This is a genomic window from Sphingomonas glacialis (assembly GCF_014653575.1).
In the GTDB taxonomy this organism is placed as follows: Bacteria; Pseudomonadota; Alphaproteobacteria; order Sphingomonadales; family Sphingomonadaceae; genus Sphingomonas; species Sphingomonas glacialis.
Genome location: NZ_BNAQ01000006.1, coordinates 1 through 21,553, shown reverse-complemented (window position 1 = coordinate 21,553; position 21,553 = coordinate 1). Strand labels below are relative to the sequence as shown.

Genomic DNA, 21,553 nt, shown 5'->3' with positions numbered 1-21,553 from the left:
GTGTTCCTACATATAGGAATGTTGATAGATTTTTATGGAATAAAAGCCCAGAAAGGCGCGGCGAGGAACAGCTGGTGGGGGCCGCCAGCGATAATCAGGGGAAAAGAACATGTCGAAGACCACGATCGCACTGGAGGCCGCCGTAGCCGCCGTTATCGCGCAAATGCCGCGCGCAGGCACCGTTTCCAGCGCGCGCAACCGCCACAATGTAGACGTGGCCTTCGGCGCCATCCTCAAGTTGATTGCCCCCCGCATTCGCCATTTCATCCGCCAGTACGGGCTGGTCTCGCACTGGGAGGATGCCGAGCAATGCTGCGCGATCGCGGTCCACCGTGCGATCATGGATTATGACCCGACCAAAGCGCAATTCACCACCTTTATCAACTGGCAGATCCGCGGCGAGCTCCAAAGCCTGCGCTTCCGCCTCATGACCGACCAGCGTCCATCGGCCAAGAAGGTCGATGCAGTCACGGTGTCGCTGCACGCTGTTGTTTCGAACAGCGATGGCGATGAGGCGACGCTGGAATCGGCCCTTGAGGATGACGGTGCATTGGCGCGGACCGAGGCGGGCGCGTCCGATTATCTTGCGCTGGCCGCGACCGCGTCGCTGATCGAAGTCTATGTCGACCAGCAGCGTGCCGCCGGGATCGAGCAGTTGCGTAAGCGTCCGCGTCCCAAGCGCGCACCGCGTGCCGAGCCGGTCGATCATGCCGAAGCCATGCTGCGCCAGCCGCGGACACGCGGTCTGTGCCCGCTCGAGCTCGACAAGCTCGAGCACAAACTTGCGCGTGACAAAGAGATCGTCGAGCGCCGCGTGTTCGACGTCACCACGCTCAACGAACTCGGCACCGAGACTGGGGTAACCAAGGAGCGCGTCCGGCAGATCACCAAGCGTGCGTCGCGCGGGATCGCCGAACTGGCGGGCGCGCATCCGCGCTTTGCCATGATGGCGGAGTATCGCAAGCCCAAGGCGCCCGCCGCCCGCGTCCGGCGCGCAGTCGCGGTCGCGCCGGTCTCGATCTTGCCGGCGCTGGGCCAGGCGCACAACACGCTGTCGCGGGTCGTCGCGATCCTCCCGGATGCCCGTATGTCGCCGATCGCTGGCGATCAGGACGCGGTGGCGTTGGACGGTGTCACCGATGCAATGCTGGCAGACGCCGGCGGTGCGCGAGCCGATGCACCCGTCGGCTCGACGCGCCACTGATCGCGACGCACCCGAGCAGACAGGCAATGCCTGCCTGCCTGGGTGCAGACGAAAGTTTCATGAAAGAATTATTGTGGTATCCTAGTCCATCCTATATGCCTCGGTGTGGCGTGATCGGCGACGCCCCAGGATGACGAAAGACCCATGAAGCGCATGCGATCGTTTACCAATGCGCCCGGGCTCGTAGTGGGCGTACCGACTCGACCGGAGGTCATTCCGGATCCCTATCGGGCTTTCGTGTTTCCCAACCGCATTCGCGAGCAGCGCCGGCTTCGCGGCATGCAAAAGCTGATGGCCCTGAGCGAGCGACTGCCCGACATTCCCTATATTCGCTTGTCCAAGATCGAACGCGGCGAAGTCTTCGCGCGGGCGGACGAAGTCCAACGGATCGCGCGCGCGCTCGACCTCGCGCCAGCCGATTTGCTGATTGACGTCACGGACGCCGATTTCGACATAGGCCGCTGGGCAAAACCTTTTCGGGACGGGCGCCCAGTGTCCGACGAGGAGGAGGAGCGTTTCGCTATCTTGCTCGCGGCCGCTTTGCGGGTACTGCGCGCCAATGATGCCGCGCTGACGATCGCCGCGCTCGACAAAGTGTATGCTTTGCCACCGGTAATCTTGTCGCGCCTGGAGAATGCCCACAAGACGTTCGACCGGTGGAACGAGGCGACTGTGAACGCCGTATGCCGACTGTTCGGCGTTGCCGACAAAAGCGCGTTGCGCGAGATCGTGATGGATCGCTATCTGAGCGGCGAGCTCGACGCGGTCGCTGGCCTCGTTGCCGATCCGGCCGCCCGTGCTCTGCGGTCGCAGGAACGGATCGCCGCATTGTCGGCGGAGCTGGCCCGGTCCGCACCGCCTGCGCGACGCGGAAGTGGCAGTTCCGCTGCGACCAAGCGTAAGGCTCAGCCCGAACCGGTTGCGTCGGAACTGGCCGCGCCTTCGCTTGGAACCCCGCCAAGCCCCTCTGCGACACGCGCGCTTGCCGTTTTCGGAACGCCCCGTGCCGATGGCGTAATCGCCTTCACGCCCACTGCAGACGTGGTCGATGCGCCGCATCGCGCCGGTGCTCGCGCGTTCGCTTTGCGCGTGTGCCGCGCCACGCTCGGAGCCGGTCTTCCCGCCAGCGCGATCGTCATCGCCGATCCCGATCACCGCGTCACTGCGGGAGCGCTCGCCGCAGTGCGTAGCGCAGAGGGGTATCGGATCGTCTCGGTGACCTTCGATCGCACCGGCGCGACCAAGGGATACAGCGTCGCTCCGGACCTCGAGCTTGATCTCGACGCGCTCGATCCCTCTGACGTCATCGCCATTATCGCGGCCGTTTTCCCTTGAACGATCGCGCGCCCGTCACGGCCTGAAAGGCGGCGCGGGGTCGTGTAAAAGATCAAGTCTACCCGACCGCGGCGACCAGGGCTTCGCGATCGGGATTTCCAGGGCGAGCCCGGGCGGCCGGGTGGTGCGCAAGGCCGGTGCGGTGATCACCTCGCGCGGCAAAGGCGGCGGCGTGGCGGTGACCTACCTTGTCAGCGACTCTTTGGCCGCTGAGCCGGGTGGCCAAGGCGTGGAAAGACCGCGCGTTCCTGGAAGAGCATCCGGTTCTCAAGAATATTGAGGATTTCTCGCAGATCCCGGCAATAGTCCTTCCAATTCTCGTCGATGTCCAGCGTCGTCCATCGGGCGAGATGATCGCGAAAGCGCCGCTCGAGATTGGCCGAATTGTGCGGCAATCGCGCCGATACCTCGGCGCACGCGGGATGCTGGTCGCGCAGGAACTGCTTCTCAAGTGCCATGTGGCGCAGCAATTCGCGCGTGAAACTCCATCGTGCGGCAGCGAAGCACAGGCCGATGCGCGCGCCGTCGTCCTTGAGCAAGGCCCGGAGCTGCGCCGCGATCGCGCGGAGTCGCTCATGGTCCTGCCGCAACTGATCGATCATCGGACAGCCCTTTCGCTGCCTGTGGTCGAGTCCTGCGCTTAACAGGATGTTGCCGGGCACGGTCGGACGCGGTCGCGTCCGACCAAAGTCTAACGGTCGAGCAGCGATTGCCCGCCTTCGAGACAGTCGCGAAGCTGCGCGGCGAGGCGCAACGGGTCGAACGGCTTGAGGATCACCCCGGCCGCACCCAGCGCCAAATAGCCTTCGATGTCGGTATCGCGCCCGCGCGCGGTCATGAACAGCACGGGAGTCTCGGCGAGGCGCGGGTTGCGGCGCAGGGCGGCGAGCGTTTCCGGGCCGGTCATGTCGGGCATCATCACGTCGAGGACGATCGCGTCGGGTGTCCACTCCGCGACGACGAGCGACGCGATCGCGGCGCTGCCCGAGGCGGCAGTCCGGGCGGTGATGGTCGGATCGAGCCCGAGCGCCAGTTCGACGATCGTTCGGATGTCGGGATCGTCATCGACGTAGAGCAAGCTGAGGCGCGAGGTCATGCCGTCATATCCGCTGCTGGGAGAATGCGCCCGATCGCCGCCTTGAGATCGCCGATCGAACTGCGCGACTTGATGAGTACCGCATCGACTCGATCGGCCACCCCGGCGTCGACGTCGCGCGCCGTGAAGAGGATCGCGGGTATCGCGCGCCGCGCACGCGCCAGTGCCGGCAGCAGATCGAGCCCCGATGCGCCGCCGAGATCGTAGTCGAGAATCGCAATATCGATCGTATGCGATTCGATCATCGCGCGCGCCGTGGCGAGATCGGTCGCTGTGAGCACGCGCGCCTCGGACTGCAGCGCCGCCTCGGTGACGAGCAGCACGTCCAGATCGTCGTCGAGCAGGAGAATCGTCGGCCGCGGCGTTATGGCGCGCGCGAGCGTCGCGCCGAGTTGCGCCGGATCCGTCGGCGCGTCGATCCACGCCACGCCATCGAGCGGCGCGAGCGCCGCGAGCCGCGTGCGGTGCTCGGCGGTGGCAAGCACGATCGGCGGCGTCAGCGACGCGAGGCTTGCCCGAAGCGCCTCGACGACATCGGCATCGTCGCCCTCGGCGATCGTCGGCTTGAGCAGGAACGCGGCATGGCCCGCGCCGGCAAGCGCCGCAGTCGCCGCCATGACGCTGTCGACCAGGACGGTCCGAAACGGCGTATCGACGCGCACGGACTGGACCAACGCCACGAGATCGGCATCCGAGGTGCAGAGCAAGACCTTCGGCAACGCCTCCGCCACCGCATCGCGTTGCTCCGCGCGCAGGGCATCGATGGCAAAGGCGAAGCGCGTGCCGCCGCCCGGGCGATCCTCGAACCAGATTCGCCCGTCGTGGCGAAGAATAATCTCGCGCGAAATGGCAAGGCCTAGCCCGGTTCCGACGCCACGCTCGTGCGTCGCGCGTTCGAACCGGCCGAAGATGCGGTCGCGAAAGACGGGCGGTATACCGGGGCCGTCATCATCGACCGCGACCAGCGCCTTGCCGTCGTCGCTTTGCGTAACCCGGATCGTGACCACGCCGCCTTTCGCGGTCACACGCAACGCGTTCGATACCAGATTGGAGATCACCTGCAGCAACCGCTCGGCATCGCCCGAAATCAGGACCGGATCATCGGGGAGCGCGCACGCGATATGCGCGCCGGCCGCAGCGGCAGCGCCTTCACTGCCTTCGCACGCTTGCGCCGCAATCTCGCGCACGTCGATGTCTTCGCGCTGGATCGTGAGCCGCCCGGACTGGATCCGGTCGATATCGAGCATGTCGTTGATCAGGCGGATCAGCCGCCGCGAATTGTTTTCGGCAATCTCGACCAGCCGAGCTGGCGCCTCGGCGATCGTCCCCGCCGCACCCGACCGCAACAGGCCCAGCGCGCCGACCACCGAAGTCAGCGGCGTGCGCAATTCGTGGCTCACGGTCGAAATGAGATCGTCCTTCATTTGCTCGACGCGCTTGCGCTCGGCAATGTTGCGCGCCGAAGCGACAATATAATCGCCCTCTGGCAGGCGCATGATCCCGAGCGCGACATCGACCGGAATTTCATGCCCGTCGCGGTGGATCATCTTGCGGTCGGGCCGCTGGGGTTGGATCAACTGCCCGTCGATCAGCCCGATCCGCTCGTGGAAGCTCATCGGCGCTTCGCGCAGCTTGATCAGCAGCGAAGCGTCCTGGCGGATCAGATCCGCGGCGCGATAGCCGACCATCGCGGAGGCCGCGGCGTTGACGGTTTCGATCTTGCCGTTCGGATCGAAGATGACGATCGCATCGACCGTGCTCTGCAGGATCGCGCGGTTGCGTTCGGCGACGGCATAGGTCTGCAGCCGGGAGCGATACTTCGCCATGCCTTGGCGCCAGATCAGCCAGGTTACGGCGAACGTCGCGAGGCCGATGAGCGCGATGCCGATCCGGATCGCGTTCCAGTCGGCATCGACACGCGCCCTGTAGGCCGCGACCTTGAGATCGCGAGTGGCCGCCGCAACATCGACCATGGCGTTCGATTCGGCGCGGGTCTGTTCCATCAACCGCTGTCCGGCGGTGGAGCTTACCTTGCGCGCCGCCGCAGCGAGACCACCGCGGGTGCGTTCGGCGATGACGGTGTCCATCTCGTCGAATTTAAGCCGTGCGAGCCGCCCGAGCGCGGCAAGATGCTGCCGTTCCGCCGGCTGCTCGCGCAGTTCCGGCTCCAGGCCGACGATCGTCGCTGCCATGGCGCTTCGCGCGCGTGCATAGGCGTCGAGAAAGCTCGGTTCGCCGGTGATGACGAACCCGCGCTGCGCCGATTCGGCCGCGGTCAGCCGCTCGATCAGCGTGGCGACGCGTGCGCTATTGGCAAATCCGTCATGCGCTTGCTGCCGAAGCTGGTCGGCACCGACATATTCGGCTTCGAGCCAGATCGAAATGCCGGCGAGCAACATCGGTGCGAGCAAGGCCATGAGCAGGAACTGTGCGGCGTTCGGTGGGCTTGGCCGAACGATCTCCTCCTCGGTCGCAAAGGTCATGGCGTCCCCGTGGCTGCCAGCAGCGGCTGCACCGCGAGCAACGCCTGGGCGCGATTGTCGACCGCCAGCTTGCGGAAGATGACCGTCAGATGCGCCTTCACCGTTGCCTCGGTGATATCGAGGCTGTCGGCGATCTGCTTGTTGAGCCGTCCGTCGGCGAGCGCGAGCAGCACGCGCAACTGCGCGCCCGAAAGCGTCGAGATGCGATCGCGCAGCGAGAGCGCGGCGGGGCTGGCGAGGCTTTGCGGCGGAAAGACTGCCTCTCCAGCGAGGACCCGCCGAAGCGCGGCGGCGAGCGCATCGAGCGGGGTGGATTTCGACACGAAGGCGGCGGCGCCGAGCGCCCGCGCGGCTTCGACGATGACCGGGTCTTCGCGCGCCGACACGACGACGATCGGGGTCGCGGCGAGCAGATGCTGCAGTTTGAGGAAGCCCGAAAAGCCGCGCGCATCGGGCAGGATCAAATCGAGGAGCACCAGCCGGTAACCGCTCCTGCGCGTCGCCACCGCGCGCTCGGCTTCTGCGACGGATCCCGCATTGTCGAGCGCGATACCGGGTGCTGCAGCGCGGATCGCGAGCGCCAACCCCTCCCGCGTCAGGGGATGGTCGTCAGCGACCAGTGCATGGCCACCAAGTTGCAAGACGGCTCTCCTAAACGGCCTCCGGTTCTCCCTCCGGCGCCGCAATTAACCTCGCCAAAAATAAGAAATTTGTCTAGGTATATTACTACCAGGCAGTGATGGAGATTAAGTGGATCTCTCGACAGTCCTTGTAGGAGGCGCTGCTGATGGTGACCGTCGCTGTCTTCGAAATGTCCTGTCCGATGCGGATTGGCACGTGATCGAGGCGGACGACGGCACATCTGTGCTGACTCTGGCGCAGCAGTACAGGCCCGATCTGATCTTGCTCGACCAACAGTTGAGCGGCGGCGCTGACAGCGCGGTACTGGCATTGCGCGCCGCCGGCAGACCCGTGCGCAGCACGGCGATCTTGGCGTTCACGCGGGATGCGCTAGCCATCGACGCGCTCGCGTCGCTTGGACTTGATGGACACATCGCCATACCCACCACTGCCGCCGCGCTGATCGCCGCTGTCGAGCCGTGGCGGCCCGCGGGCGAGCTGGCGGGTGCGCAGCGCTTGATCGACACATTTGGCGAGGCTTCGATCGCCCCGATGGTCGCACGGTTTGGCGGGCAGCTGGCCGATGCCTTGGTCGCGCTTGGCACCACGCCGTCGGCGGACGAGCTGCACCGTCTCGCCGGCATCGCGGGGACGCTCGGCTTTGGCCGGGTCAACGCGAGTTGGCAGCGCTTGGCGCAGGGTGATGCCGCAATCCTCCCCATAGCCTGGCGCGACGCGCGTCGCGCACTCGCTCAAATCGAGCGCGATCCTCGCTTCGCAGCGACGTGATAGCCCGTGCCATTCCGGGCGCGCGCTGCAGCCTTTTGTTGCCAGGGACTTAGACATTGGTCGAAGCCGGGAGAACCAGGCGGCTTCGGTAGGACCTGCTTAACCTGAAATGCCGCGCAACGTCTGCACGTTCAATTGTGCAGGTGAGAAGTGCCGCATCGCCCCAAGTCCGTCGTCGCCGCGCAACGCAAGCCGAGGCTGCCCAGCCTTTGGTTGATGCTCTTGCTCGCCCTCGTCACGGCGATGCCCGCAAGCGCCGCGGTCCCAGCCGGGACCCCGATCGTCAACACCGCCGCGCTCACCTTCGAGGCCAATGGCAGCACCCAACGCGTCGCGTCCAATACCGTCACGCTGCTGGCGGCCGAATTGCTCGACGTCACGATCCAGGCCGAGCGGCCGAGCGTTGCCGTCCAATCGGCGACGCAGCTCGCTGTGCCGTTTCTCGTCACCAATAGCGGCAACGGCCCGCAGACCTTCGCGCTCACGATCGCAAGCAGCCAGCAGGCGATCGCCGTCGATCGCGTCGCGCTCGATCGTAATCGCGATGCGACGTTCGACGCCGCTGGCGATCCGACCCTGGCGCCGTTGACGCTGCAGCTCGCCGCGGGCGAACAGGCGCGGATCTTCGTTCTGATCGACGGCGCGCAAGTTGCCGCGGCGGCGACGATCACCGCGACCGTCACCGCGCATGCCGGGAGCGGCGCGGCGGGCACCGTCTTCGCCGGCGCCGGCGCGAACGGGAGCGATGCGGTCGTCGGGGCGACGGGTGCCCGGGCGAGTGCGGTCAGCACGCTGTCGCTGGCGGTCGCCCAACCCACGCTGGCCAAATCGCAGACGGTCAAGGCGCCCGATGGGAGCAGCTGGGCGATCCGCGGTGCGATCATCACCTACACGCTCGTCGCCGACTTGCCTGGTCCGACGCGCGGGGTGACGATCGACGATCCGATCCCCGCCGGTACCGCCTATCTCGCCGACAGCCTCGCGCTCGACGCGGTCGCGCTGAGCGATCGCGCCGATGCCGACCCGGGCACCGCCGATGCGGCCGCGATCCACGTCCGGCTCGGCGATCTCGCCACAGCGGGCAGCCATATCGTCCAGTTCAGCGTGAGAATCTTGTGAGGAGACATGCCATGTACCTGCGTTCGACAGCTTTCTGGGTGATGACCGGCCTGCTTGCGGCCCCCGCCGGCGCGGCGGGGCCGCTGCAGGTCACTGCCAAGGTGTTGACCGAGCAGAAGACCCGCGCCGCCGATGGCAGCGTGCGTGTCGCGCTCGTGCCCGCGCGGAGGGTCGTGCCGGGGGACCGCGTGGTCTTCGTGCTCGGCTATCGCAACACCGGCAGCCAGCCGATCGGCAACATCGTGCTCGACAATCCAGTGCCCGCGGCGATCGCCTATCGCGGTCCGTCGCAGAGCTCGGCCGCGCCCGACGTGTCGGTCGACGGCAAGACCTATGGCCCGCTCGCGACGCTGCGCGTCCGCCTCGCCGACGGCGCCACACGCGCCGCCGCGCCCGACGATGTCACCAGCGTGCGCTGGCGCCTCGCCAATACCGTGCCGGCTGGAGCACAGGGGCAGCTCTCCTTCCAGGCCGTTCTCAAATAACCCTTTTTTTCTGAAGCGTAGATCTGACAGGGAGTGAAGATTGTGAAGCGTACCACCTACGGATTCCTCCTGGCCGGCACCGCGACGGTGTTCGCCTCGGGCGCAGCGCATGCCCAGACCGCGGCGCAAAACACGACGGCGGGAACGACGGTCAGCAATACCGCGTCGGTCACCTACAGCGTGAACGGCACGACGCAGACGACCAACTCGACCACGGCGAGCTTCGTCGTCGATCGCAAGGTCAATTTCACCGTGATCCGCGACCAGACCGGGGCGACGCAAGTCAATCTCAGCCAGACCGGCGCCTATACCAGCTTCAAGGTCACCAACACGACCAATGGCACGCAGGATTTCCTGCTCAACGCCTATCAGACGGGGATCATCGGCGGTCTGCTCACCGGGACCGACGATTTCGATCTGACCAACCTCAAGATCTATGTCGATTCGAACAGGAACGGCACCTACGACCCCGGCGTCGACACGGCGACGTTCATCGACGAGCTCGCCCCCGATGGCTCGATCGAAGTGTTCATTGTCGGCGATATTCCCGCGACGGCGACGATCAACCAGGCCGACGTCGCCCTCCAGGTCATCGCCGCCGGGGGCGGTGCCACGGGGACGCAGGGGACCGCTTTGGTTCCGACCGACCTCAACCTCGGCAATGCCGACAATAGCGTCGATGTGGTGTTCGCCGATGGCGACAGTGACGGGCTCGGCGTCGATATCGTCCGCAACGGTCAGGGCTGGGCTTATGCGTCCTATGCGATCGGCACACGCAACGTCGCATTGACGGTCAACAAGACCGCGCTGATCCTGTCCGACGGCGTCAACGCCGCCAACCCCAAGGCGCTTCCCGGGGCGGTGGTGCAATATTGCATGCTCGCCAACAATGCGACGCTCACCGCGTCTGCGAACGGTGTCACCATCACCGATCCGATCCCGGTCAACACCACCTATGTGCCGGGTTCGCTCGCGATCGGCCTGCCGGGCGGGACCTGCACCTTGCTGCCGACGATCACCGCGCCTTTCTCCGGCAGCTATGACACGCCGAGCAATGCGATCATCGCCAATATCGGCACGGTGATCGGCGGCGGCACCGTCGCGGTCTCCTTCCGGGTGACGATCAACTAGCCCCGGCTTCGCAGCACCACGACCAAGGAGATCGTGCTTCGGCGCGCAAGGATTCCTGCGCGCCGGAGACTCCCCGCCTATGCCTGATCTGCGCGTCCTTTCTGTCTTCGCCGCCCTGCTGGGGTTGGCGTCCGTCGCCCCGGCGACGGCGCAGGAGGTCGCGCGCATCGCGAATATCGCGACGCTCGGCTTCGATGCGCCGAACGGCCGACAGAGCGTGGCGTCGAACCCCGTCGCCGTCGATGTCGATCGCACGAAGCGTCCCACGTCGCTCAGTTTCCGCCTGCTTCCGGTCGGCTATCAGCTCACCGGCCTGTCGTGCCAGACGACACCGACGCTCCAATTCACCCCCGCGCCGATCGATGCCGCGACCCTCGCGGCGGCACCGCCGCTCAAGGCGCTCGACATCGACATCCCGGTGATCCTGGTGCTCGACAATCCCGGCGGCAATCGCGATCCGCTTAAGCGCGAAATCGCGAGCATCACCGTCTCGACCGAAACCTATGCGGGCCGAGTCATGCTGCTCGAGACCGGCCCTGATACCGGCGTCTTCGCCGGCGGTTTGCCCGAGGCGGGGAGCGATCCCGCGACCGCCGCCTGCGACCCGACGCGGGTGCGCGGGGAGCGGCTGACGCTGAGCTTCGCCGAAGACGAGTACAGCTATGGCTCGACCAATTCGGTGCTGGTCGATCCAGCGGGCTATGTCTTTGATTCGGCGAGCGGGGCGCTCATCAACGGCGCTCGCATCACTCTGCTCGATGCGAACGACCAGCCTGCCATCGTCTTCGGCGACGACGGGATCAGCCGCTACCCGTCGAGCGTCGTCAGCGGCGGCACGGCGACCGATGCGAGCGGGCGGAGCTACACCTTTGCCCAAGGCAACTACCGCTTCCCCTATGTCGCGCTCGGCACATATCACCTCAAGATCGCGCCGCCGACGCCCTATGTCGCGCCCTCGAGCAAGACGCCGGCCGAGCTTGCGGCGGTGAAGGACCCGCAGGGCGCGAGTTTCCTGATCAATGACGGGTCGTTCGGCCGTGCTTTCACGCTGACGACGCCCGATCCCTTTTCGGTCGACATACCGCTCGACCGTGCCGGCGACACCAGCCTGGTGCTGACCAAGGTCGCCTCGGTGCGCGAGGCGTCGCCTGGAGATTTCGTGCAATATCGGATCACGCTGGCCAATCGTGGACGCGATGCCGCCTTGCGGGTGCATCTGACCGACATCCTGCCGCCCGGGCTGCGCTACGAACGCGGCTCGACGCGTGGAGCCGACGAACCCGCCGTGTCGCGCGATGGGCGAAGGCTCGACTTCACCGTTCCCGCGGTTGCGGGCGGGGCGACGCTCGATATGCGCTATGTCGTGACCGTCGCGCCCGGTGCGCCGGCGGGTGAGGCCGTCAACCGCGTGCTCGCCTCGGGCAATGCCGGCACGACGAGCAACGCGGCCGCCGCCGCAGTGCGGATCACGCCGCTGCTGTTCACCGATGGGTTCACCTTGATCGGCCGCGTCACCGAGGGCGGCTGCGGCGATCCCGATCGCGGGCGCAAGGGTATCCCCGGGATCCGCTTGCTGCTCGAGGACGGGACCTATGTCGCGACCGACCGCGACGGCTATTATCACGTCGAGGGCATCCGCCCGGGCCGCCACGTCGTCCAGATCGACACGAACAGCATCCCTGCGTCTTATCAACCGGTCGCGTGCGACAGCGATACGCGCACCGCGGGCAGTGCCATCTCGCGCTTCGTCGAGGCCGAGGGCGGCTTGCTCAAGCGGGTCGATTTCCAGCTGCGGCCGACCGGCGTGAAGGCCGCGGCGGCCGAGCCCTTGCCCATCAGCGTCGCAAGCAGCGCCTACGCGGCGGGCGACCGCGATTGGCTTGCGGGCCAGCAACCGGGCGTCGCCTTGCTGTTTCCGACGCCCGACTACAATCCCCGTGCGCCGGTCACGCGCGTCGTCGTCAAGCATCTGCCGGGGCAGCGCGTCGCGCTCGTCGTCAACGGCGAGCCGGTCGATCCGCTGCTGTTCGACACCACCGAGGTCAATCCCGACAAGACGATCGCGCTGGCACGCTGGTCGGGTATCGCGCTGAAAGACGGCGATAATAGGATCGCGGTGCGCGTCCTCGCGGCGGATGGCAGCGTCGTCGCGACGCTGGCGCGCACCGTGCGCTCGGCGAGCATCGCTGACCGCGTGGTGCTCGTTCCCGGCGCCAGCCGGCTCGTCGCCGATGGCATGACGCGCCCGTTGATCGCAGTGCGCGTGACCGACCGGAACGGGCATCCGGTGCGCGACGGCACGCTCGTCCCGTTCAAGGTCGATCAGCCCTATACCGCCGCGATCGAAGTCGAACTCGACCAAGCGCGGCAGCTCGCCGGCAAGGGCCGCGCGCAGAACACTGCGCGCGTTATCGGCGACGACGGACTTGCCTTCATCGCGCTCCAGCCGACGACGCAGGCCGGCGCGGTGCATGCCGTGATCAGCCTGACGCAGGAAAAGACGGTGCGGACGAGCGACGTGCGCGCCTGGCTCGCCGCCTCGACGCGCGACTGGGTGGTGGTCGGCTTCGGAGCGGGGACGATCGGCTATGACACGCTGTCGACGCGGACCCGATCGCTGCCGCCGCGGATGCGCGGCGGCGTGGTCAGGGACGGGCAGCTCGCTTTTTACGCCAAGGGGCGGATCAAGGGCTCGTGGTTGATGACGCTCGCCTATGACAGCGACCGCAAGATCGACCGTACGCGCGGGCTACTCGGCCAGATCGACCCCGATCGCTACTACACCGTCTACGGCGACGGCAGCGCGCAGGGCTATGACGCGGCGACGCAGCGCAAGCTCTATCTGCGGCTCGAGCGGCGCAACCTCTACGCGCTGCTCGGCGATTTCGAGACCGGGCTGACCGAGACGCAGCTGACGCGCTACAGCCGCACGCTCAACGGCGTGAAGGCCGAATATCAAGGCAACCGGCTGATGTTCAGCGCCTTTGCCGCCAATACCGATCAGCTCCATGGCCGCGACGAGATCCAGGGCAACGGGCTGTCGGGGCCGTATCGCCTGTCGGGCCGCAACATCGTGCCCAATAGCGATCAGCTGCGGCTCGAAGTGCGCGACCGGATCCGCCCCGACCGCATCCTCAACAGTACGCAGATGACGCGGCACATCGATTACGACATCGATCCCGCCGCCGGAACGATCCGCTTTCGCGAGCCGATCCTCGGGCGCGATGCGGCGCTCAACCCGGTCTTCATCGTCGTCGATTACGAAACCGAAAGCACGCTGCGCAAGCTCGCCGCGGGCGGCCGCGCGACGACGCGGCTGGCGGGGGGCAGGGTCCAGCTCGGCGCGAGCGTGCTGCGCGACGCGACGGTCGGCAACGGCACCGTCGTCGGGATCGATCTCAAGGCCAAGCCCACCGTCGACAGCGAAATCCGCGCCGAATATGCGGCGGGCGGGGAGAGCGGGATCGGCGCGGGGCGCGCCTGGCTGGGCGAGGCCGAATTGCACCGCGGCGGGCTCGACGTGCTGGTCTATGGCCGCAGCCAGGACCAGACATTCGGGCTCGGGCAGCAGAACGTCGTCGAGGCGGGAACGCGCAAGTTCGGGATCGATGGCCGCGTCGCACTCGGCAGCAAGCTTTCGATGACGCTGACCGCGTGGAACGCGGTCCAGCTCGATGGCCCGGGCGCTCGCAATGCTGCCGAGGCGCGGCTCGAATATCGGCGCGCGACGGGCACGCTGTTCGTCGGTGGCACCTTTGCCGACGATACCGGCATCGACGGGCAGGCGCGTCATTCACGGCTGCTGACGCTGGGGGGCACGCAGGCGCTGTTCGGCGGCAAGCTCGAGCTCGGCGCACAGGCGCAAATCGCACCCGGCGGCGAGCGCGCGAGCGTCGACTTCCCGTTGCGCCAGCAGCTGACCGCGGCGTGGCGCGTGCGCGACGGCATCCGCCTGCTCGGCGGCTATGAATATGCGCAGGGCAAGGATTTCACCGTGGGCACCGCGCGCGTCGGGTTCGATGTCGCGCCGTGGACGGGGGCGAAACTGATGTCGACGCTCAACCAGCAGGCGATCGGCGAGAATGGCCGGCGCACCTACGCGCAATACGGCCTCGCCCAGTCGCTGCCGATCGGCAAGCGCTGGACGATCGACGTCACGCTCGATGCGAGCACCACGGTGCGTGGCAAGGTGCCGACCGGCGCGTTCATCGACGCCTTTGCCAGCACCGCCAACGGCGCGACCGCGGGGACGTATCAGAACGACGGCGACTATGTCGCGGCGACGGTCGGCGCCGGGTATCGTGCCGAACTCTGGTCGCTCCACGGCCGGCTCGAGCATCGCCGTTCGGACCGCGACGTGCGCTGGACGATCACCGGCGATTTCCTGCGCACGCTCGGCCAGGGGCGGACGCTCGCGGCGGGGGTCCGCTATGCCGCGCTCACCGATCGCTTCGGCGCCTCGGCGGCGTCGTTCAACGCCGATCTGGCGCTGGCGCTGCGGCCGCAGGACAGTCGCTGGTCGGTGCTCGAACGGCTGCAGCTCCGTCAGGAACATGCCGATGCCGGGATCGACAGCAGCAATGTGCTCGCCGTCTCGTCGTATGGCGGCGGCTTTGAGGCGACGCTGCGCGTCATCAACAACCTCGCGCTCAATTATCGCACGGGCAATGAGGGGCGGGGGCATGGGCTCGAAGCGACGGTCTATTACGGGTCGAAATGGGTCCGCGGCAGTTTCGGCAGCGACAATTATACTGGTTATGTCGATGCGATCGGCGTGGATGTGCGCAAGGATGTCGGGCGTCGCTTCGATATCGGGGTGCAGGCGTCGGCGCAGCACGCCTGGGCGCGGGGGGTGGTGTCGTACAGTTATGGTCCGACGATCGGCGTTTCCCCGGCCAGGAACATGTGGATCACCGCGGGCTACAACGTCGCGGGCTATCGCGACCGCGATTTCGAGGATGACCGCTATTCGCGCGCCGGGGGCTATGTGACCGCGCGGCTCAAGTTCGACCAGGGCTCGCTCGGCCGCGCCGGGCGGGCGCTCTTCGGGGTCGGGCGGTGATGCGCGCCTCCTTCGCTTGGCGCGGCCTGATCGCGGCCTGTGCGCTGCTGGTTCCAAGCCGCGCATTGGGTGCGGACCTGACAGCCACCAAGACCGCGACCGTGCTGTCCGATCCGCTCGGCAACGCAGCGCCGAAGTCGCTGCCCGGCGCGATCGTCGAATATAAGGTCGTGTTCACCAACCCGGTCGGCAATACGATCAATACCGTCAACGCGCTGCAGATCGACGATGTCCTGCCGACAAGCGTGATCCTGCGGGTGGCCGATCTCACCAGCGGGGTCGGGCCGATCGAATTTGCCGATGGCGGGCTGATCGGCTTGCTCGGGAGCGGGCTGACTTGCGCGTACGCGTCGCTCGCCAGCACGAGTGATTGCTTCGACTTTTACGACGGTACGAGCTGGAGCTACGCGCCGGTGCCCGACGCCAACGGCTATGATGCGCGGGTCCGCGCGATCCGGATCAAACCCCGCTCGAATTTCAAGGTGCTCGGGAGTTTCCAGATCCGGTACCGCGTGATGATTCGCTGATATGGGCGCCACGGCTGCTGCGTCACGCCAAGTTGCCAGCCGCAATTCTCCGACCAGGGGGTGATGTTCCATATTCCTTAGCGGTAAGTGCGGACGTCGGATGCTTTGCCGACCCAGGATCATCCGCTCCCTGCGTTCCTGCCATCCACGAGCTGTCGCGCCAATGGTTTCCGAATTCGCGGACGCGGCAGAGGGCTGGTTCGAACGCCGCCAGCGCGCTCGAACCCCGAAAGCCGACGTCTTGGCACGATTTGAAGAGACGCGGCAGCCCCGTCAACTCGGCGCAGAAAGGTGGCAGGGGGTTGCCGCAACGGGGGGCCGTTGTCGCTCCAGATCGACGCTACGCTATTGCGAGGAATGGTGGAAGCATTTGGGCTCGAACTGAGCACGCGCTGATTAAGAGTGCGACATTCTATTATCCATATCAACTACTCAGCTGCATTCGTTTCCTATGATTATTAGCAACTGAGCACCTCAAGTGACGGGTAAAAACCGCTAACGCCGCGTCAGACGTAGGCTCACCGCCGGCCGGATCAGCTGTCCCCAGCGAGGAACGCTTGCGCCAACGAGCGTGTCAGCAAGGCGGGCGCGGGCCGTGGGGGCAAGGCGCAACCACGTGCGCTGATCGCGGGCAGAGAGCGCGTAGAGGCGCCACCCGTGGTCGCTCATGCAATCGGCGATGGCGTCGACCGGCTGCGCAATCGGTCTGGGTTGCTCCGAGGCCGTGCCGATCGGCGGGGTGAGCCGGCGGTCCTGAACGACGGCGGGGCGAGTATCGTCGCCCATTGGTCCAACGGAGATCGCGCGGCAACGAGCAAGGTCAGCGTCACGCGCCGCGCTGCTTGCGCCGGGACGGTTGTAGAAGCGCGCAGGGACTGTCGTCGGCAGGGAAAACGCCTGGGTCAGCGCAAGGGCGCTCAGCACGGTCACTGGCATCGGCGGTTCCTTTCGGCTGTGACTTTCGAGCCGCCAACCCGGTCCCGCTTTAGCCGTCACCCCGGACTTTCTCCATGGTGATACAGTGGGAGGGGGGAAAGAACAGGACCGCAAAGGCTGTCTCGGGTCTACCCGACCGGGATTTGTCTTTAAATGGCCAGCATTCACAAAGGGACGGCGGAGTGATCGGCCTACCGTCCCTTTATGAATCAAACCGTCGGATCAAAGCGATAGTTTCAGACCACCGCGATAGGCCTGGTTGCGCACGTCGCTGCGCCCGATCGTCGTGTCGGTCGACAACGAGAACGTCGCATTGCCGGTGCGGTACGACAGGCCCGCCGACAGCTCGCCCCAATCGCGGTCCTGGTTGGCAACCGCGAAGGGCGTGCGGAGCGGTGTGCCACCTGCAAAGCCTGCCAGGAACACATTCGACCGATCCTGGAAATCGTGGACATAATAGGCCGAGGCGAATGGACGCAGGCTCTGTGCGCCGCCGTCGAGTTGCAGGCCAGCGCGGGCCTGGATGCTGCGGTAGTTGTCCTTCGCCAAGGCGAGCGCCGGGCCAGTACCGGTTTCGACGGTCGGCGTGAAGTCGATGCTGTTGACGCGGACCGCGACGCGCGGGCCAAAGCGCAGCGCCTCGCTGCCAGCGTTGTAGCTCGCCCCGATCTCGCTCGACAGTGCGAGCGCATTGTCGCGGGTGCGCAGGTCGAGCACGGTGCCCAGGAAAGTGCCGGTGCGGCGAGTGCGCGCCTTATACACTCCTGCGCTGGCTTGTACGTCGAACGAAGGGCCGAGCGTGCCGCCGATGCGACCGTACAGCGTACCTTGGATCAACTCGCCCCGCGCGGTCTGACCCGCGTTCGGCTTGCCGTCGATCTTGGTGTAGGAAAAGCCGAAGCCGAGCATGCTGGTATCGCTCACCCGCGTCTCAATACCAGTCGCGATGTAGAAACCATCGAACCGATCACGTCCGGTCTGCGGCACGGTGAAGGGCATCGATGCGCTCGACCCGTCGAGATAGCCACCCGCCAGGTAGATTGCGGCGTTTTCTGGCAGGACATTTTCCTGCAGTGTCGTCGCCGGTGTGTCGCTGACCATCGCCGCCTGCCCGGGCATTGCGATCGCGTTGGCGGCGAATTCCATCGGCTTGCCGATCGTCGCTACCGATCCTCCCTCGAACGTCGCGGGGGCCATCGCCGAGATGCGCTCGCGATAGAAGCGCGCCATATTGTCGGTCGCGACGGTGCCAATCGCGCGCTTCGTGGTTTCGGCACGCGGGGCAAGGCCTTCCAGCGTCGCCTGGATCGTGGAGGCCGACTGGAGGTCGAGGCCGCCATAGATGCCGAGCAGCGCGTTGTAGGCCGTGGCGCGATTGCCGTCGAGCAGGCGGGCATAGGCGGTCTGCACCGGCGTGTTGGCGACGACGCTGGCATAGGGGCGTGCCGCGACGCTGGCGGTGACCGCCGTGGGGCCGTAGCTCAGCAGCGGATACAGGATTGCGCTGAGCGACGTGGTGTCGCCGAACGTTCCGGTGATGCCGTTCGTGGCGGTCAGGATCGTATAACTGTCGCCGAAGCGCGGATCGCGGGCAGTAGGACGCAATGTCACGGTGCCGCCGCTGAGAACTGCGCGGTTGGTGGCGATCAGGTCCGACGTACCGCTGATGCCGACGTCTACCAGATACTGGCTGCCGGCTGCAAAGGTCGAGGTGCCGGAGACGTTGAGCGTGCCGATGGCGGCGACGCTACCCGGCGCGACGATGCCGCCGCTTGCCGCAGTGAGCGAGGCGATCGTGCCGGTGCCGCCGACGGTGCCGCCCCCGATGGCGGTCAGCGCAGAGCGGGTCAGGGCGCCGTTGACGGTCAGCGTTCCCTGTTCGATGCGGGTCAAGCCGCTGTAACTGTTGGTGCCCGACAGGATCAGTTCGCCTCGGCCACGCTTGGTGAGGCCGCCGATGTCGCCGGGGAAACTCGCCAGCACCTCGGCCGAATAGCGATCGCGGGCGTCCTGGATGTTGTTGCTCCAGACGTCGACGCCGCCCGTCAGCACATTGACCTCGCGCGTTTGGCGCAGCGCGGTGGGGCCGAGGAGGGCCACGTCCATCTGCGGCGCGCCCCAGCCCGATTTCAGGTCGACACCCGGCGTATCGAGGTCCTTCGAGCTCGACACGAGGATGTCGGAGATAAGGCCGGTGTTATAGTTGGGGAACCAGCTCATGAGCACGCCCGCGAAGCCCGATACGTTGGGCGCTGCCATCGACGTGCCGGTCAGCACGCCATAGCCCGGGCCGGTGATGGTGAGGAACTGTTTCATATCGGCCTGCAGCTGCGCATTGGCCTTGGTCAGCACCATCTTCGAAAAATCGACGCCGAGGATGTCGGTGTTGGCCGAGACGATCCCGGCGAGGCGGCTGGTGTAGCCGTCGGGATCGGCACTGGTGAAGCGCGCGCCATAGGCCAAGGAGATGCCGACCGCCTGCTGCGCGAGGGCGGTGCTTTCCGCATTCAGGTCGAACGTCTTGCCAGCCTGTTGCGCGGCGAATTGTCGGTCGAGGAAACCGTTGAGGACGTTGATCCAGGCGTTGACCGCAGCGTTCTGCAGGCCGACGACCGTCGTCGCGCTGTAGATCGCCGGATACATAGCGCGCGTGTATTTGGCTTGGACCCCGGCACGGTCGAGCGTCGTGACGTTGAAGGTTGAGACGATCTGACTACCCGGTGCGGCGACACACCACGTTGCTGTCTGGCCGCACAGACTGGAGCTGGGATCGGCGATCCCGTTTGCCTGGTAATTGACGACCGAAAGCCAGTTCGAGCGCAGGCGCAGGTCGTTGAGCGGCGTCACCGCATCGAGGCTGGCATGTGCGCCCGCGTCGTTGCCGGCCGAGAAGACGACCAGCACATCGTTCTTGAGCACGGGGTCATAGAACCCGTTGAGCGTTTGCGCGAAGGTCGATTTCGCCTGCGTCAGCGACAGGGTGTAGGGCGCAGACGTGCTAACGCCCCAGCTGTTGTTGATAACGCGAACCTTGCCGGTGTTGGCGAGGTCAACGATATTCTGGCGCGGGTCCGAGACCGTCGTCAGGCCGTCGATCCCGACGTCCCGAGCCCATAGGAAGTCGCCCGCTGAGAAATTGATCGTGGCCGCCAGGATGTTGGCTCCATAGGCGTTGCCGAACATCACGCCGTTGGCGGTACGGTTGCCCGCGACGGTTCCGGCGACGTGCGTGCCGTGATAATCCCACGGGGTGCGCGGGTTGATCAGGCCATCGTTGCCATAGCCTGCGGGCGCGGCGGTGCGGAGGCCGGAGATCTTGCCGCTTCCGGAGAACGACGGATGGCTGAACAGCACGCCGCCATCGTTGACGCCGATCGTCTGCCCCGCGCCGGTCAGGCCCAGGACATAGGCATATTCGATGCCCAGGAAGGCCTTGGAATAATCGACCTTGAACTGCGGGTCGTTGCGCCAGGACGCGAGCGCGGCGTTATAGTCGGTCGCGCGTGTACCATTCGCCATGTAATAACCGCCAGCGGGTGGGGGCGGCGGGCTACGGGTCTGCGCGGTGGCCGGAAGCCCGGTTAGCGCCGTGCCCAGAAATGCGGCGGACAAGACCAGACGGAACGACGTACGATACGATTCCATGCCCACGTAAAAAAACTCCCCCAGCTGGCGCTCTGGCGCCCTATTCTCAGTCATGACACTTTTGTCATTTTGCTCGAGCTGGCAATGGGCTGTCTTCGCACGATAAAAAATTTTATCGTCATAGTGGCTCTGTTGTCACAGCGCTCTTTACGACAGCGCTATCGGAGCCAGAAGGCGCGCGCGGTTGCGATGGCGGCGAACTCGATATCACTCTGCGTCCGCAGGCGTGACCCGGCGGACCATACCGCCGAACTCGTCCATGTGCGCATCGAGCATCACCGTCGGGCCGCTCGTCCCGTGCTGCGCGATGACCGAACCTACGCCGTCATGGGTACTCTGGTCGGCCAGTGGCATGAACTCGCGGCGCATTACGCGGCGCACCGCTTCCTCGTGTCCCTAGGAGCCGGGTGCGTCGGCCAGTTCGCCTAACAGACGCTTGGTCTTGTCCTGCGGCGTTGCCGCGGCAGGGAATCCGACGCGGAGACTTGCAAGTCCTTCGAGAACCCGCATGGACTTCTGCGCGGGGTCGAAGGGATGCCGTTGGAACGCGTAATCAGCAGAGTGTAACCGCCAATTCAGCGTTTGAGGAACGGATGTTGAGAAGCGCAAGCCAACGCGCGAATCACCGGTATTGGGTCACGACGCTATTGACCCTCCGGTTGCGGTCGACGCTTCTGACCCGCCAATTCGTCGTCCATGTAACCGAGTTCGAGCGGCGCGAAATGGACGAATGCCGCCCAGTCGCCATGCTGCTGTGCGAACTCGGGCAACGTGACGTCGACCAAGACCTTGCCTGAGAGTCCGCGATCGCGGGCACGGCTTACAAGGCTTCGCAAGTCGGCGAGATAGAGCTGGAAGTCGGCGACGTCGCTGAGCGTTGCCACTCCGCCATGCCCGGGGACGAAGGTGGTGGTGCTGGCGTTTTTGGCGTGCTGCATCCCGGCCACGGTGCTGATCCACCTCGCAACGTCGCCGTCGATGATATTGGGCGATACATGGCGCCAGAGGATATCACCGCAGAACACGGCCGTTGCATCAGGTACAGTGACGATCAGGTCGCCCCCGGTGTGGCCGAGCACTGGCTGGATCAGGATTTTTCGGGTGCCGAGCCAGATGGTCA

The 21,553-nt window shown here is 66.0% G+C and carries 16 protein-coding genes; 8 read left to right on the top strand and 8 right to left on the bottom strand.

The features are described 5' to 3' along the window. The first annotated feature begins 109 nt into the window (after positions 1–109). On the top strand, positions 110–1,204 hold the full coding sequence (locus IE187_RS17005; RefSeq protein ID WP_189677222.1) for a sigma factor-like helix-turn-helix DNA-binding protein: 1,095 nt from the start codon (positions 110–112) through the stop codon (positions 1,202–1,204). A 144-nt stretch (positions 1,205–1,348) separates the two neighbouring features. Next, a complete protein-coding gene (locus tag IE187_RS17000; RefSeq protein WP_229839470.1) occupies positions 1,349–2,539 on the top strand; it encodes a helix-turn-helix domain-containing protein in 1,191 nt (396 codons plus the stop codon). Between the two features lie 191 nt (positions 2,540–2,730). Here IE187_RS17000 and IE187_RS16995 read toward each other — a convergent pair whose 3' ends face one another. Genes IE187_RS16995 through IE187_RS16980 form a run of 4 tightly spaced genes read right to left on the bottom strand, consistent with a single transcriptional unit; the run spans position 2,731 to position 6,759 of the window. After that, on the bottom strand, positions 2,731–3,201 hold the full coding sequence (locus tag IE187_RS16995; protein WP_189677221.1) for a hemerythrin domain-containing protein: 471 nt from the start codon (positions 3,199–3,201) through the stop codon (positions 2,731–2,733). Between the two features lie 29 nt (positions 3,202–3,230). After that, a complete protein-coding gene (locus IE187_RS16990) occupies positions 3,231–3,635 on the bottom strand; it encodes a response regulator (protein WP_189677220.1) in 405 nt (134 codons plus the stop codon). After that, entirely contained in the window at positions 3,632–6,118 is a 2,487-nt protein-coding gene (locus IE187_RS16985; protein WP_189677219.1) for an ATP-binding protein, read from the bottom strand. Before IE187_RS16985 ends, IE187_RS16990 begins: the two co-directional genes overlap by 4 nt. Continuing rightward, positions 6,115–6,759 carry a response regulator transcription factor gene (locus tag IE187_RS16980; protein ID WP_189677218.1) on the bottom strand — a complete coding sequence of 215 codons (645 nt, stop codon included), beginning with the start codon at positions 6,757–6,759 and terminating at the stop codon, positions 6,115–6,117. The genes IE187_RS16985 and IE187_RS16980 overlap by 4 nt, the downstream gene beginning before the upstream one ends. 196 nt (positions 6,760–6,955) lie before the next feature. Here IE187_RS16980 and IE187_RS16975 point away from each other — a divergent pair, with 196 nt between their 5' ends. The 6 genes from IE187_RS16975 to IE187_RS16950 all read left to right on the top strand — a co-directional run bounded on the left by IE187_RS16975 (position 6,956) and on the right by IE187_RS16950 (position 15,852). Then, positions 6,956–7,528: a hypothetical protein gene (locus IE187_RS16975; protein ID WP_189677217.1), complete on the top strand. Its 573-nt coding sequence runs from the start codon at positions 6,956–6,958 to the stop codon at positions 7,526–7,528. A 216-nt stretch (positions 7,529–7,744) separates the two neighbouring features. Next, complete coding sequence (locus tag IE187_RS16970; RefSeq protein WP_189677216.1) at positions 7,745–8,647, top strand: hypothetical protein; 903 nt, start codon at positions 7,745–7,747, stop codon at positions 8,645–8,647. Positions 8,648–8,658: 11 nt separating this feature from the next. After that, positions 8,659–9,132, top strand: a complete 474-nt coding sequence (locus IE187_RS16965; RefSeq protein WP_189677215.1) for a DUF11 domain-containing protein — start codon at positions 8,659–8,661, stop codon at positions 9,130–9,132. 42 nt (positions 9,133–9,174) lie between these two features. Beyond that, positions 9,175–10,263, top strand: coding sequence for a hypothetical protein (locus IE187_RS16960; RefSeq protein ID WP_229839469.1), 1,089 nt, complete (start codon positions 9,175–9,177; stop codon positions 10,261–10,263). Positions 10,264–10,342: 79 nt separating this feature from the next. Beyond that, entirely contained in the window at positions 10,343–15,325 is a 4,983-nt protein-coding gene (locus tag IE187_RS16955) for a DUF11 domain-containing protein (RefSeq protein ID WP_189677213.1), read from the top strand. Then, positions 15,322–15,852: a hypothetical protein gene (locus IE187_RS16950; protein ID WP_189677212.1), complete on the top strand. Its 531-nt coding sequence runs from the start codon at positions 15,322–15,324 to the stop codon at positions 15,850–15,852. The genes IE187_RS16955 and IE187_RS16950 overlap by 4 nt, the downstream gene beginning before the upstream one ends. Positions 15,853–16,347: 495 nt before the next feature. Here IE187_RS16950 and IE187_RS16945 read toward each other — a convergent pair whose 3' ends face one another. The 4 genes from IE187_RS16945 to IE187_RS16930 form a co-directional block, all read right to left on the bottom strand. After that, on the bottom strand, positions 16,348–16,788 hold the full coding sequence (locus IE187_RS16945; RefSeq protein WP_189677211.1) for a hypothetical protein: 441 nt from the start codon (positions 16,786–16,788) through the stop codon (positions 16,348–16,350). 222 nt (positions 16,789–17,010) lie between these two features. After that, positions 17,011–20,307, bottom strand: coding sequence for a S8 family serine peptidase (locus tag IE187_RS16940; protein ID WP_189677210.1), 3,297 nt, complete (start codon positions 20,305–20,307; stop codon positions 17,011–17,013). Positions 20,308–20,640: 333 nt separating this feature from the next. After that, positions 20,641–20,814 (bottom strand): hypothetical protein, encoded by a 174-nt coding sequence (locus tag IE187_RS21410; protein WP_229839468.1) that lies wholly within the window; start codon positions 20,812–20,814, stop codon positions 20,641–20,643. Positions 20,815–21,077: 263 nt separating this feature from the next. Further along, on the bottom strand, positions 21,078–21,553 hold a 476-nt coding region (locus IE187_RS16930), incomplete at its 5' end, for an MBL fold metallo-hydrolase (RefSeq protein ID WP_229839467.1).

Bases quoted from the DNA above. Each gene is read 5' to 3' on its own strand.
- IE187_RS17005 (WP_189677222.1), top strand. From the start codon at position 110: ATGTCGAAGACCACGATCGCACTGGAGGCCGCCGTAGCCGCCGTTATC.
- IE187_RS17000 (WP_229839470.1), top strand. From the start codon at position 1,349: ATGAAGCGCATGCGATCGTTTACCAATGCGCCCGGGCTCGTAGTGGGC.
- IE187_RS16990 (WP_189677220.1), bottom strand. From the start codon at position 3,635: ATGACCTCGCGCCTCAGCTTGCTCTACGTCGATGACGATCCCGACATC.
- IE187_RS16985 (WP_189677219.1), bottom strand. From the start codon at position 6,118: ATGACCTTTGCGACCGAGGAGGAGATCGTTCGGCCAAGCCCACCGAAC.
- IE187_RS16970 (WP_189677216.1), top strand. From the start codon at position 7,745: ATGCTCTTGCTCGCCCTCGTCACGGCGATGCCCGCAAGCGCCGCGGTC.
- IE187_RS16965 (WP_189677215.1), top strand. From the start codon at position 8,659: ATGTACCTGCGTTCGACAGCTTTCTGGGTGATGACCGGCCTGCTTGCG.
- IE187_RS16955 (WP_189677213.1), top strand. From the start codon at position 10,343: ATGCCTGATCTGCGCGTCCTTTCTGTCTTCGCCGCCCTGCTGGGGTTG.
- IE187_RS16945 (WP_189677211.1), bottom strand. From the start codon at position 16,788: ATGCCAGTGACCGTGCTGAGCGCCCTTGCGCTGACCCAGGCGTTTTCC.
- IE187_RS16940 (WP_189677210.1), bottom strand. From the start codon at position 20,307: ATGGCGAATGGTACACGCGCGACCGACTATAACGCCGCGCTCGCGTCC.